The organism is Streptomyces sp. NPDC039480 (assembly GCF_055597165.1).
This window is the reverse complement of sequence record NZ_JBVITX010000005.1, coordinates 487204-499681: the sequence shown is the minus strand read 5'-3', so window position 1 is coordinate 499681 and position 12478 is coordinate 487204. Positions and strand designations below refer to the sequence as shown.

Below are 12478 nucleotides of genomic sequence, written 5' to 3'. Positions count from 1 at the left end.
GGATTACCCCGGTGTCAGGATCTTCTGCGTCGATGCTTCTGGAATGTTTCGAATGCGTCGCGTGAGCGACCTGCCGCTTACTTGATCATGTAGATCGTGGCGAAGAGGCCGATCCAGACCACATCGACGAAGTGCCAGTAGTAGGACACGACGATGGCTGCGGTCGCCTGTTCGTGGGTGAACCTCCTGGCCGCATAGGTGCGCCCGAGGACCAGCAGGAAGGCGATCAGGCCGCCTGTCACGTGCAGTCCGTGGAAGCCGGTGGTCAGGTAGAAGACCGAGCCGTACGGGTCGGACGAGAGCGAGAGGCCCTCGTGCTTGACCAGCTCGGTGTATTCGTACACCTGACCGCCGATGAAGATCGCACCCATGATGAAGGTGACGATGAACCACATCCGGAGCTTCTTCACGTCACCGCGTTCAGCTGCGAACACGCCGAGCTGACACGTGAGAGAGGAGAGCACCAGGATGGTGGTGTTCGTCGCCGAGAACGGGAAGTTCAGGGCCGAAGCCATTTCCTTCCAGTGATCAGGACCTGTCACCGATCGCAGGGTGAAGTACATCGCGAAGAGGGCCGCGAAGAACATCAGCTCGGAACTCAACCAGATGATGGTTCCGACGCTGGTGAGGTTCGGTCGATTGACCGGCGGGTGCGCGTGCCCGGTATCTACTGTCGTTGCTGTCGCCACGACCGACATTATGTCGGTCGCTTATCCCGCCCTCACCCCGGGGGGTGCCGTTCGGAGTGTCTGCGGTCTGTGTCCTGCCCGGATGGCCCATCGGAGGCCTCTCCGAACCGGTGTTGACGGGGTGTCGGGAGGAGTAGCATCCGCCCATCGGTTCCCGAGTATCGGAGGAACAATGCAGCCGACCGCCACGGTGCTGGTCTACAGCGACAACGCGAGCACCCGCGAGCAAGTCCGGTTGGCCACCGGCCGCAGGCCGGCCGCCGACGTTCCCCAGGTCCAGTTCATCGAGTGCGCGACGCCGCACGCGGTCATCAAGGAGCTCGACCGGGGCGGCATCGACGTCTGCGTACTGGACGGCGAGTCGGCGCCCGGCGGCATGGGAGTCTGCCGCCAGATCAAGGACGAGGTCTTCCAGTCGCCGCCCGTGCTGCTGCTCATCGGGCGCCCGCAGGACGCCTGGCTGGCCACCTGGAGCCGGGCGGAGGCCGCGGTGACCCTGCCGATCGACCCGGTGGAGTTCGCGCAGGCCCTGGCCGCCCTGCTGCGCACCAAGACGGCTGTCGAGGCCTGAGGGGCCGCTGATCTCCGCGAGAGGGGCCCGCGCCGTGGCGCGGGCCCCTCTCGTGCGCCTCTGACGGGCTCTCTGCCGGGCCGCTAGACCCGCGGCCGCAGCCTGGCCGCGTCGACCGCCGCGGGGCCGTTCTTGGCGCCGGTGAGCAGCGCGCTGCCCTCGCGCCACTTCTTCCAGCCCATGTTCCAGTCGCCGAGGCCGTTGCCGAACGTCGGCATGTCCTCGCCGTTGCTGTTGATGACCGTCACGAGGTCGCCCTGGCGGACGGTCTCGTAGAACCAGGCGGCGTTCCCCGTGCTCATGCCGGTGCAGCCGTGGCTGGTGTTCGCGGCCCCCTGCGAGCCCACCGACCAGGGCGCCGCGTGCACGTACTCGCCGGAGTCGGTCACCCGTGTCGCGTAATAGACCATCTTGTCGTAGAAGTCCGACGCGCCGATGCTGGCACTGGTCATGCGTACGGAGTACTCCTTGCCCAGCACCACCTTGACGCCGTTGCGCGTGGAGTAGCCGGGCTTTCCGGTGGTCACCGGGATGGAGTTGATCTGCTCGCCGTTGCGGTAGACCGTCATCCAGTGCGAGGAGGCGTCCGTGACGGCCTCGATCCGGTCGCCGATGGTCAGCTTGAGCGGCTTGGCCTCGCCGCCCCACAGCTTGTCCTTGACCTTGAGGCCTTCGAGGTTGCTGGTGACGTGGACGGTCGCGCCCGTGGGCCAGTACTCCTTCGGGCGGTAGTGCAGGGTCTCGCTGTCCACCCAGTGCCAGGCGCCCTCCGTGGCGGGCACCGAGCGGACCTTGAGGGCGCGTTCGACGGTCGCCCTGGCCTCCTTGTCCTTCACCGGGGCGCTGAGGGCGGCCGTGACCGGCTGGCCGACGCCGTACTTGCCGGACTCGGGGCCGAAGGTGACCTTCAGCCGCTTCTTCTTGTCGGGCGTGTCGGTGTCGAAGGTCAGGACCTTGCGGCCCGGTGACCCCTCGTCGTCCTCGGTGCTCACCCGCACGGTGTAGCGGGCGCCTGCCGCCAGCGGGGTGGTGCTGTGCCACCGGGCGCCGTCCGCCGAGAGTTCACCCGCCACGTACCGCCCCATGGCGTCGGTGGCCGTCACATCGGTGATGCGCCCGTCCTCGCCCTGGGCGGTGACCTCCAAGGGCTTGTCCGGGTCCGCCTTCTGACTGCCCACCGGGCCGTTGAAGGCGATCTGGCCGGCCGCGTCGTACGGCGTCGCCGAGAGCGGGTGGCCGTCGGAGCTGCCGCACGCCGTGGCCCCCGCGCCGAGGGCGGCCACCAGCGTCGTGCAGCTCAGTACCGTGCGGATTCGCGGAGAGTGGCTCATAAACACACGGTATGAAGATTCATCAAGTCCGGCGCGCCGAGTGACCCGGAAGGGGGACGGAAGATGCTCCGCACGCCGAAGGGCCCGGACACTCCGCAAGGAGCGTCCGGGCCCTTCGTGCACGGGTCGTGAACTACAGACTCACTGGGTCTGGTTCTCGCCGCGGTAGTACTCGAACACCCAGCCCCACAGGCCGATCAGGATGATCGGGGCCGAGAAGTACAGCAGCCACCAGCCGAAGACGACACCCATGAAGGCGAGCGCGCCACCGACGGCCAGGGAGAGCGGCTGCCAGCTGTGCGGGCTGAAGAAGCCCACCTCGCCGGCCTCGTCCGCGACATCGGCCTCCTTGTTGTCCTGTGCGGAGGCGTCAACCCGCCGGGCCGTGAAGGCCAGGTAGTAGCCGATCATGATGCACAGGCCGAAGGCCAGGAAGAGCGCCGTGGTACCGGCAGGCTCCTTCGACCACACGCCATAGACGATCGCCATGGCGAGGACGAAGACGCTCAGCCAGATGAACATCTTGCCCTGGATCTTCACTTCGCGGCCTCCTTGTCGCCGCCGAACAGCGCGGTGTCCTTCTGCCCGTCGTTCTCGATGTGGCCGAGCGCCGCGATCTCAGGGTGGTGCAGGTCGAACGCCGGCGATTCCGAGCGGATGCGCGGCAGGGTGATGAAGTTGTGCCGCGGCGGCGGGCAGGACGTCGCCCACTCCAGCGAACGGCCGTAACCCCACGGGTCGTCGACCTCGATCTTCTTGCCGTACTTGGCCGTCTTCCAGATGTTGTAGAAGAACGGCAGGATCGACAGACCGAGCAGGAACGAGCAGATCGTCGAGATCGTGTTCAGCGCGGTGAAGCCGTCGGCGTGGAGGTAGTCCGCGTACCGGCGCGGCATGCCCTCGGCGCCCAGCCAGTGCTGGACGAGGAAGGTGCCGTGGAAGCCGACGAACAGCGTCCAGAAGGTGATCTTGCCCAGGCGCTCGTCGAGCATCTTGCCGGTGAACTTCGGCCACCAGAAGTGGAAGCCGGAGAACATCGCGAAGACGACGGTGCCGAACACCACGTAGTGGAAGTGCGCCACCACGAAGTACGAGTCCGAGACGTGGAAGTCCATCGGCGGCGAGGCCAGGATGACGCCCGTCAGACCGCCGAAGGTGAAGGTGATCAGGAAGCCGACCGCCCACAGCATCGGGGTCTCGAAACTCAAGGACCCCTTCCACATCGTGCCGATCCAGTTGAAGAACTTCACGCCCGTCGGCACGGCGATCAGGAACGTCATGAAGGAGAAGAACGGTAGGAGTACCCCGCCGGTGACGTACATGTGGTGGGCCCACACCGTCACGGACAGACCCGCGATCGCGATGGTCGCGCCGATCAGACCCATGTAGCCGAACATCGGCTTGCGGGAGAAGACCGGAATGACCTCGGAGATGATGCCGAAGAACGGCAAGGCGATGATGTACACCTCTGGATGGCCGAAGAACCAGAAGAGGTGTTGCCACAGCAACGCGCCGCCGTTGGCCGCGTCGAAGATGTGCGCACCGAACTTGCGGTCCGCCTCCAGGGCGAACAGCGCGGCCGCAAGGACCGGGAAGGCCAGCAGCACGAGCACCGCGGTCAGCAGCACGTTCCACACGAAGATCGGCATGCGGAACATCGTCATGCCCGGCGCGCGCATGCAGATGATCGTGGTGATGAAGTTGACCGAGCCCAGGATCGTGCCGAAGCCGGAGAACGCCAGACCCATGATCCACATGTCCGCGCCGATACCCGGCGAACGGACCGCGTCCGAGAGCGGGCTGTAGGCGAACCAGCCGAAGTCGGCCGCGCCCTGCGGGGTGAGGAACCCGCCGACCGCGATCAGCGAGCCGAACAGGTACAGCCAGTAGGCGAACATGTTCAGCCGCGGGAAGGCCACATCGGGCGCACCGATCTGCAGCGGCATGATCCAGTTCGCGAAACCGGCGAACAGCGGCGTCGCGAACATCAGCAGCATGATCGTGCCGTGCATCGTGAACGCCTGGTTGAACTGCTCGTTCGACATGATCTGCGTACCCGGGCGGGCGAGCTCGGCGCGCATGAAGAGCGCCATCACACCGCCGATGCAGAAGAACGCGAACGACGTGACCAGATAGAGCGTGCCGATCGTCTTGTGGTCAGTGGTGGTCAGCCACTTGATCACGACGTTTCCCGGCTGCTTGCGCCGGACCGGCAGCTCGTTCTCGTACGAGTCCGTTGGTGCTGCCGCGGCACCCTGGGGTTCGTTGAGGATGCTCACAGGTTGTTCGTCTCCCGGTTCTTCTCAGGGCCCGTCTGCTCAATGCCGGCCGGGATGTAACCGGTCTGGTTCTTCTTCGCGAGGTCCTCGAGGTGCTGCTTGTAGCGCTCGGGAGAGACGACCTTGACGTTGAAGAGCATCCGGGAGTGGTCGACGCCGCAGAGCTCGGCGCACTTGCCCATGAAGGTGCCCTCCTTGTTCGGAGTCACCTCGAAGGCGTTGGTGTGGCCCGGGATGACGTCCTGCTTCATGAGGAACGGCACCACCCAGAAGGAGTGGATGACGTCACGCGAAGTCAGAACGAAACGGACCTTCTCGCCCTTGGGGAGCCAGAGGGTCGGTCCGGGGTTGCCGTTCTGGGGGTTCCGCTCGCCGGGCGTGCCGACCTCGTAGACACCGCCGGCGTTGGCCGGGAAGTCCTTGCGGAAACGGTCCGGAATGGCGTCCAGGTCCTTGGACGTCTTGGCGTCGTCCTTGTCGGAACCCGGAACGTCCTCGATGTAGTTGAAGCCCCAGCTCCACTGATAGCCGACCACGTTGACCGTGTGGGCCGGCTTGTCGTCGAGTTCGAGGAGCTTCGACTCGTCACGTGCCGTGAAGTAGAAGAGCACCGAGACGATGATGAGAGGCACCACGGTGTACAGCGCCTCGATGGGCATGTTGTAACGCGTCTGCGCCGGTACTTCCACCTTGGTGCGGCTGCGCCGGTGGAAGATGACGCTCCACAGGATCAGGCCCCAGACCAGGACGCCCGTGGCGAGCGCTGCCGCCCACGAGCCCTGCCAGAGGGAGAGAATCCGCGGAGCCTCTTCCGTTACCGGGGTGGGCATTCCAAGGCGGGGGAAATCCTTGTATGTGCAACCGGTGGCGGTCGCCAGGATCAGGCCCGCAGTCAGCACCTGCGGCAGCTTCCGCCGCATCGGGCGCCGCGACGAGCGGTCGGAGCCGTTGGGACTCACGTAGCGCCTTCCCGAGAGTCTCGCCCGCGCGGTCGGCTGCGGCCTCCACGCTGGTCGGTCGCCGCCCTGCGTCGGGCAGGGGTTTGGATGTTTATGCGGACCAAACCCTACTGGACGCTATTTGGGGTCGCGCGGGGAGGGTGCCTAACGCGCCGCGGGTCACTCCGAAGGGTGGGACGGGGCGCCGTCGGGCCCTTTCTGACGGAGGGTCGGGACGCCTTCGAGCTCGGCGGAATCTCTCGGTCCGCGGGTGCGGGTCCGCTGTGGCCGGTCGCGCAGTTCCCCGCGCCCCTGGAGGGGCGCCCCTTCGGGGCTGCCCCTTGCGGCCGGGGCACGGGGATTAGCGTTGGCGTGTGGCCTACTTCGATGTTGCTTCCGCTGCTCCTCTTCATCCCGTTGCCCGGCAGGCGCTGCACGCCTCGCTCGATGAGGGGTGGGCCGATCCGGCGCGGCTGTACCGGGAGGGGCGGCGGGCCCGGTTGCTGCTCGACGCGGCGCGGGAGGCGGCCGCCGACGCGGTGGGGTGCCGGCCCGACGAGCTCGTCTTCACCTCGTCCGGCACCCGTGCCGTGCACTCGGGGATCTCGGGGGCGCTCGCCGGCCGTCGGCGCGTCGGACGCCACCTGATCGTGTCGGCCGTCGAACACTCGTCGGTGCTCCATTCGGCGGCGGCCCACGAGTCCGACGGCGGGGCGGTGACGGAAGTGGCGGTGGACCGGGGCGGGGCGGTGAGCCCGGACGCGTACGCCGCCGCGCTGCGCGAGGACACCGCGCTCGCCTGTCTGCAGTCCGCCAACCACGAGGTCGGCACCGAGCAGCCGGTCGCGGAGGTGGCGGCGGTCTGCCGGGCGGCCGGGGTGCCGCTGCTCGTGGACGCCGCGCAGTCGCTGGCCTGGGGGCCCGTCGACGGGGACTGGTCGCTGCTGACCGGGAGCGCCCATAAATGGGGTGGCCCCGCGGGTGTCGGGCTGCTCGTCGTACGCAAAGGGGTGCGGTTCGCCGTGCGGGGTCCCGTCGACGAGCGGGAGTCCGGGCGCGCCGCGGGGTTCGAGAACATCCCGGCGATCGTCGCGGCGGCGGCCTCGCTGCGGGCGGTGCGGGCCGAGGCCGTCGCCGAGGCGGCGCGGCTGCGGGAGCTGACGGAGCGGATCCGGGCGCGGGTGCCCGGGCTCGTGCCGGATGTGGAGGTGGTGGGCGATCCGGTGCGGCGCCTTCCGCACCTCGTCACCTTCTCCTGTCTCTATGTCGACGGGGAGACTCTGCTGCACGAGCTCGACCGGGCCGGTTTCTCCGTGTCGTCGGGGTCCTCGTGCACGAGCTCGACGCTGACGCCGAGCCATGTGCTGCGGGCCATGGGGGTGGTCAGCGAGGGGAACGTACGGGTCTCGCTGCCGGCCGGGGCCGAGGAGGCGGACGTCGAGCGGTTCCTCGATGTGCTGCCCGGCGTGGTGCGCGGGGTGCGGGAGACCCTGGGGGCGCCGACGGGGGGCGGGAGCGGGGAGGCGGAGGCCGTGACGGTCGACGCGATCGGGATGAGCTGCCCGCTGCCGGTCATCGAGCTGGCCAAGGCGATCGGCGGGGTGCGGGTGGGCGGCACGGTCACCGTGCTCGCCGACGACGAGGTCGCGGCGGTCGACATCCCGGCGTGGTGCTGGACGCAGGGCCAGGAGTACGTGGGTGAGCGCCCGGCGGACCACGGCGTCGCGTATGTGGTCCGCCGGAGCTCGTGAGCGTCAGGCGAGGTGCGGCTGGATCTCCGCGGCGGCCGCGTGGCCGTACGCCTTGGTGAAGCGGTCCAGGAAGTTGCTGCGGCGCAGCTCGTACTCCTGCGTGCCGACGGTCTCGATGACGAGGGTGGCGAGCATGCAGCCGACCTGCGCCGCGCGCTCGTGGGAGACGCCCCAGGCGAGGCCCGAGAGGAAGCCCGCGCGGAACGCGTCGCCGACGCCGGTCGGCTCGACTTTCGCCTCCTCCTCAGGGACGCCGACCTCGATCGGGTCCTGGCCGACGGCCTCTATGCGGACGCCCCGCGAGCCGAGGGTCGTCACGCGGTGGCCGACCTTCGAGAGGATCTCGGCGTCGGTCCAGCCGGTCTTGGACTCGATGAGCCCCTTCTCGTACTCGTTCGAGAAGAGGTAGGTGGCGCCCTCCAGGAGGGTGCGGATCTCCTCGCCCTCCATGCGCGCGATCTGCTGGGAGAAGTCGGCGGCGAAGGGGATCTCGCGGGTGCGGCACTCCTCGGTGTGGCGGAGCATCGCCTCGGGGTCGTCGGCGCCGATCAGGACGAGGTCGAGGCCGCCGACGCGGTCGGCCACCGTCTTCAGCTCGATGAGGCGGGCCTCGCTCATCGCGCCCGTGTAGAAGGAGCCGATCTGGTTGTGGTCGGCGTCCGTGGTGCAGACGAAGCGCGCGGTGTGCAGGGTCTCGGAGATCCGGACCGATGCGGTGTCCACGCCGTGCCGGTCGAGCCAGGCCCGGTACTCGTCGAAGTCGGAGCCGGCGGCGCCGACCAGGATTGGGTGGGTGCCGAGCTGCCCCATGCCGAAGGTGATGTTGGCGGCGACGCCGCCCCTGCGCACGTCGAGGGCGTCGACGAGGAAGGAGAGGGAGACCGTGTGCAACTGATCGGCGACCAGCTGGTCGGCGAAGCGGCCGGGGAAGGTCATCAGGTGGTCGGTGGCGATGGAGCCGGTGACTGCAATACGCACGGCTGGATGCTCCTGTGGAGGAGAGGCGGGGATTGACAGTTCACGCTACCGGGTCGAGATGCCGTAGAGGCACCGTGCCTGAAGAGGCAAAACTACCCGATAGTAGGGCTTTTTTCGTGGGCGGTCGGATGCATACGGTGCCGTTATGACCGTTATCCCGAAGGATGTCGTCCTGCGGCGTCGCGCCGCGTCCACGGCGGAGGCCCCGGAGAGCATGGAGACGCTGCGCGGGGACTGTGCCCGTATGGCGCCGCACTGGGTGGTGCCCGCCGTCGCCGCGGCCGCTCCCGTGCCGCCCTCGCTGATCCACGGGGTCAGCGTCCCGCCCGCCTCCGCCCGCCTGCTCTCCGAGATGTCCGAGTACGGGGACTGACGGAGACCGGCCGCGGAGCACAGGCGCGCATAAGGGAACCGTGCGCTCCCCCGCTGCGTCCCATCGCCGTCCCCCGTAAAGGGGAACTGGGATACGACAAGCCCGCCGGTGGCGTTCACCTGTGGGATTCCAGGGACAGCGGCACAGCGAAGGAGCGATGCGGTGAGCACCGAGCGATCCGTTCATGAGGCGGCCGAGCCGCAGCGGCGACGGTCCCGCCTGGCCGTCGTGTCGGTCGCGGCCACCGTGCTGCTGGTCGGCGGCGGTGGCGCGTACCTCGCGTCGGGCGCGTCCGGCGGTGGCGGCGGCGACGGGACCCCCGCGGCGGACGGCGGCGACCCGCCGCCGCTCGCGCTGGACGGCTACCCGGCCGGCGACCGGCAGAACGGCGGCGGGACCGGTACGGGCGGCACCGGCGGCACGGGTGGCATCGCGCCGGGCGAGCCCAACCCGAGCGGCGTCACGTACCGGGCGACCGGTGAGCTGCCCAAGGGCCCGGAGTCGGCCGCCGTGTACCACGCGCGCGGTGAGGTCACCCGGAGTGAAGTGGTCAGGCTGGCCGAGGCGCTCGGGGTGACCGGGAAGCCGACGTCGCGGGACGGCGCCTGGCGGGTCGGCCAGGACAACGACGGGTCGGGACCCTCTCTTGAGGTGAACAAGCAGGCGCCCGGCACCTGGACCTACGCCAGGCACGGCGTCGGCGGCACCGACAACTGTTCCAAGGGCAAGCCCTGTTCCAGCACCTCCACCGCGCCCAACGGCGAGCTGGGCGACGCGGTGAGCGAGAAGGCCGCCAAGGAGGCCGCCGCCCCCGTCCTGAAGGCGCTCGGCCAGGACGACGCGAAGCTGGACGCACGCCAGCTCATGGGTGCCGTACGCGTCGTGAACGCCGACCCGAGGATCGACGGCCTGCCGACGTACGGCTGGTCGACCGGCATCCAGGTCGGCGCGGGCGGCGAAGTGGTGGGCGGCAGCGGCCAGTTGAAGGCGCCGAACAAGGGTGCGACGTACCCGGTGATCGGCGCGCGGGAGACCCTGGACCGGCTGAACAGGTCGAGCGACGGCCACGGCCGCGTCGGCATCGGCGGCTGTGCGACCCCGGTGCCGCACATGGACGACAGTACGAAGACGGAGGGCGGCGGCGGATCGAAGCAGGCGCCGTGCGAGCCGTCGTCGACGCCTCCGAAGCCGCAGCCGATCGCCGTCGAGGGCGCCACGTTCGGCCTCGCGACGCACTTCGTGGACGGCAGGCAGACCCTCGTACCGTCCTGGCTGTTCGACATGAAGCCGCAGGGCGCGAAGGACACCTTCACGGTGACGCACCCGGCGGTCGCGCCCAAGTACCTGACGTCGCCGAGCACCCCGGGCACGCCCACGCCCACCGAGAAGCCGGGCAAGGGCGACAGGAGCGGCACGGACAAGGCGCGCGTCGAGTCCTACAGCGCCGACGGGAAGTCGCTGACCGTGCACTTCTGGGGCGGCGCGTGCAGTGAGTACTCCGCCTCCGCGCGCGAGGACGGCGACCGCGTGACGGTCACGGTGACCGAGACCGGCCGCAAGGGCGACGTCTGCATCATGGTGGCCAAGGAGCTGAAGGAGACGGTCACTCTCGACAAGCCGCTGGGTGACCGCAAGGTCGTCGACGCCTCGGGGGAGACGGTGCGGCGGAAGTAGCACGTACGCACGAAGGCGGCGGCCCCCTGGAATCTCAGGGGGCCGCCGCCTTCATGCGTGGGTGCCTACAGGCTCAGCTGCCTACGGGCTTAGCTGAAGGAGTCGCCGCAGGCGCAGGAACCCGTGGCGTTCGGGTTGTCGATCGTGAAGCCCTGCTTCTCGATGGTGTCCACGAAGTCGATGGAGGCGCCGCCCAGGTAAGGAGCGCTCATCCGGTCGGTGACGACCTTGACGCCGTCGAAGTCCTTGACGACGTCGCCGTCGAGCGAGCGCTCGTCGAAGAACAGCTGGTAGCGCAGGCCCGAGCAGCCGCCCGGCTGCACGGCGACGCGCAGCGCCAGGTCGTCGCGGCCCTCCTGCTCGAGGAGGCCCTTCACCTTGGCCGCGGCGGCGTCCGACAGGAGGATGCCGTCGCTCACGGTGGTGGTCTCGTCCGATACGGACATCTGCTTCTCTCCCGGGTTGTACGGAGACTGCTTGCCGACGGTTGCAACCGGCGGGGCCGCGGATTCATTCCGGGCCGAGCGCTTACGTCCTTGCCCCTTCATGCTCGCACATGGCGCCGGGCGGGAGGGCGGACCGGGGAACGGCGAATGCGTCACATCGACACTATGGCCATCGTCAAACTGACGTGAAGCAGATATGATAGATAGCGTCAATTAGACGAAAAGGCTCGTCTGCAGAACAGAAACGGTAGGTGTCGTCGTGACCACCGCCCAGTCCCCCGTGGACCTCGACGTCCAGCCCACGCCCCTCGCGCTGCTGCTGCTCGGCCGCGAGGCCGACCCCAAGAGCGAGCGCGGCGTGGAGTGTCCCGGCGACCTGCCGTCCCCCTCCGACCCGGACCTGGTGGAGCGCGCCCGCGCCGCCAAGGAGAAGCTCGGCGACAAGGTCTTCGTCCTTGGCCACCACTACCAGCGCGACGAGGTCATCCAGTTCGCGGACGTCACCGGCGACTCCTTCAAGCTGGCGCGCGACGCCGCCGCCCGGCCGGACGCCGAGTACATCGTCTTCTGCGGTGTGCACTTCATGGCCGAGTCCGCGGACATCCTGACGACGGACGACCAGAAGGTCGTCCTGCCCGACCTGGCCGCCGGTTGCTCGATGGCCGACATGGCCACCGCCGAGCAGGTCGCCGAGTGCTGGGACGTGCTGACCGAGGCCGGGATAGCCGAGCAGGTCGTCCCCGTCTCGTACATGAACTCCTCGGCGGACATCAAGGCGTTCACCGGCAAGCACGGCGGCACGATCTGCACGTCGTCGAACGCGAAGCGCGCCCTGGAGTGGGCGTACGAGCAGGGCGACAAGGTCCTCTTCCTGCCCGACCAGCACCTGGGCCGCAACACCGCCGTGCGCGACATGGGGATGTCCCTGGACGACTGCGTCGTCTACAACCCGCACAAGCCGAACGGCGGCCTGACCGCCGAGCAGCTGCGCGACGCGAAGATGATCCTGTGGCGCGGGCACTGCTCGGTGCACGGCCGCTTCTCGCTGGAGAGCGTGGAGGACGTGCGTGCGCGCATCCCGGGGGTGAACGTCCTGGTGCACCCGGAGTGCAAGCACGAGGTCGTCGCCGCGGCCGACTACGTGGGCTCCACGGAGCACATCATCAAGACCCTGGAGGCGGCGCCGGCCGGCTCCAAGTGGGCCATCGGCACCGAGCTGAATCTCGTACGCCGACTGGCGAACCGTTTCGCCGCCGAGGACAAGGAGATCGTCTTCCTCGACAAGACGGTCTGCTTCTGCTCGACCATGAACCGCATCGACCTGCCGCACCTGGTCTGGACCCTGGAGTCCCTCGCCGAGGGCAACCTCGTCAACCAGATCGAGGTGGACCGGGAGACCGAGCAGTTCGCCAAGCTGGCCCTCGAGCGGATGCTCGCGCTTCCGTAGG

12 protein-coding genes are annotated in these 12478 nt (G+C 68.7%); 5 read left to right on the top strand and 7 right to left on the bottom strand.

Features of this window, described 5'->3' with window-relative positions:
- Positions 1-77: 77 nt before the first annotated feature.
- Positions 78-698 carry an aa3-type cytochrome oxidase subunit III gene (gene ctaE / locus ACZ56E_RS19160; RefSeq protein ID WP_055566234.1) on the bottom strand — a complete coding sequence of 207 codons (621 nt, stop codon included), beginning with the start codon at positions 696-698 and terminating at the stop codon, positions 78-80.
- Positions 699-861: 163 nt separating this feature from the next.
- On the opposite strand from ctaE, the gene ACZ56E_RS19155 reads away from it, so the two are divergent.
- Positions 862-1260 (top strand): hypothetical protein, encoded by a 399-nt coding sequence (locus ACZ56E_RS19155; RefSeq protein WP_471215511.1) that lies wholly within the window; start codon positions 862-864, stop codon positions 1258-1260.
- A gap of 83 nt (positions 1261-1343) precedes the next feature.
- On the opposite strand, the gene ACZ56E_RS19150 is transcribed toward ACZ56E_RS19155, so the two are convergent.
- The 4 genes from ACZ56E_RS19150 to ctaC all read right to left on the bottom strand — a co-directional run bounded on the left by ACZ56E_RS19150 (position 1344) and on the right by ctaC (position 5829).
- Positions 1344-2591, bottom strand: coding sequence for a L,D-transpeptidase (locus tag ACZ56E_RS19150; protein ID WP_471215509.1), 1248 nt, complete (start codon positions 2589-2591; stop codon positions 1344-1346).
- 141 nt (positions 2592-2732) lie between these two features.
- Positions 2733-3131, bottom strand: coding sequence for a cytochrome c oxidase subunit 4 (locus tag ACZ56E_RS19145; protein ID WP_055566237.1), 399 nt, complete (start codon positions 3129-3131; stop codon positions 2733-2735).
- Entirely contained in the window at positions 3128-4870 is a 1743-nt protein-coding gene (gene ctaD / locus ACZ56E_RS19140) for an aa3-type cytochrome oxidase subunit I (protein WP_471215507.1), read from the bottom strand. The genes ACZ56E_RS19145 and ctaD overlap by 4 nt, the downstream gene beginning before the upstream one ends.
- Complete coding sequence (ctaC, locus tag ACZ56E_RS19135) at positions 4867-5829, bottom strand: aa3-type cytochrome oxidase subunit II (RefSeq protein WP_468600230.1); 963 nt, start codon at positions 5827-5829, stop codon at positions 4867-4869. Before ctaC ends, ctaD begins: the two co-directional genes overlap by 4 nt.
- A 353-nt stretch (positions 5830-6182) precedes the next feature.
- On the opposite strand from ctaC, the gene ACZ56E_RS19130 reads away from it, so the two are divergent.
- Complete coding sequence (locus ACZ56E_RS19130) at positions 6183-7559, top strand: aminotransferase class V-fold PLP-dependent enzyme (protein ID WP_471215505.1); 1377 nt, start codon at positions 6183-6185, stop codon at positions 7557-7559.
- A 3-nt stretch (positions 7560-7562) separates the two neighbouring features.
- Here the strand turns inward: ACZ56E_RS19130 and ACZ56E_RS19125 are convergent, their stop codons facing one another.
- A complete protein-coding gene (locus ACZ56E_RS19125; protein ID WP_471215504.1) occupies positions 7563-8537 on the bottom strand; it encodes a carbohydrate kinase family protein in 975 nt (324 codons plus the stop codon).
- A 145-nt stretch (positions 8538-8682) separates the two neighbouring features.
- Between ACZ56E_RS19125 and ACZ56E_RS19120 the strand changes: the two genes are divergently transcribed.
- Both ACZ56E_RS19120 and ACZ56E_RS19115 read left to right on the top strand, forming a co-directional pair.
- Positions 8683-8910, top strand: coding sequence for a hypothetical protein (locus tag ACZ56E_RS19120; RefSeq protein ID WP_471215688.1), 228 nt, complete (start codon positions 8683-8685; stop codon positions 8908-8910).
- 162 nt (positions 8911-9072) lie between these two features.
- A complete protein-coding gene (locus tag ACZ56E_RS19115) occupies positions 9073-10584 on the top strand; it encodes a hypothetical protein (RefSeq protein ID WP_471215503.1) in 1512 nt (503 codons plus the stop codon).
- 89 nt (positions 10585-10673) lie between these two features.
- Here the strand turns inward: ACZ56E_RS19115 and ACZ56E_RS19110 are convergent, their stop codons facing one another.
- Positions 10674-11030, bottom strand: coding sequence for a HesB/IscA family protein (locus tag ACZ56E_RS19110; RefSeq protein WP_030933606.1), 357 nt, complete (start codon positions 11028-11030; stop codon positions 10674-10676).
- 259 nt (positions 11031-11289) lie between these two features.
- Between ACZ56E_RS19110 and nadA the strand changes: the two genes are divergently transcribed.
- On the top strand, positions 11290-12477 hold the full coding sequence (gene nadA, locus ACZ56E_RS19105) for a quinolinate synthase NadA (protein WP_471215502.1): 1188 nt from the start codon (positions 11290-11292) through the stop codon (positions 12475-12477).
- Position 12478: the final 1 nt, after the last annotated feature.

Coding starts and splice junctions, on each gene's coding strand:
- ctaE (WP_055566234.1), bottom strand. CDS start 698: ATGTCGGTCGTGGCGACAGCAACGACAGTAGATACCGGGCACGCGCAC.
- ACZ56E_RS19155 (WP_471215511.1), top strand. CDS start 862: ATGCAGCCGACCGCCACGGTGCTGGTCTACAGCGACAACGCGAGCACC.
- ACZ56E_RS19150 (WP_471215509.1), bottom strand. CDS start 2,591: ATGAGCCACTCTCCGCGAATCCGCACGGTACTGAGCTGCACGACGCTG.
- ACZ56E_RS19120 (WP_471215688.1), top strand. CDS start 8,683: ATGACCGTTATCCCGAAGGATGTCGTCCTGCGGCGTCGCGCCGCGTCC.
- ACZ56E_RS19110 (WP_030933606.1), bottom strand. CDS start 11,030: ATGTCCGTATCGGACGAGACCACCACCGTGAGCGACGGCATCCTCCTG.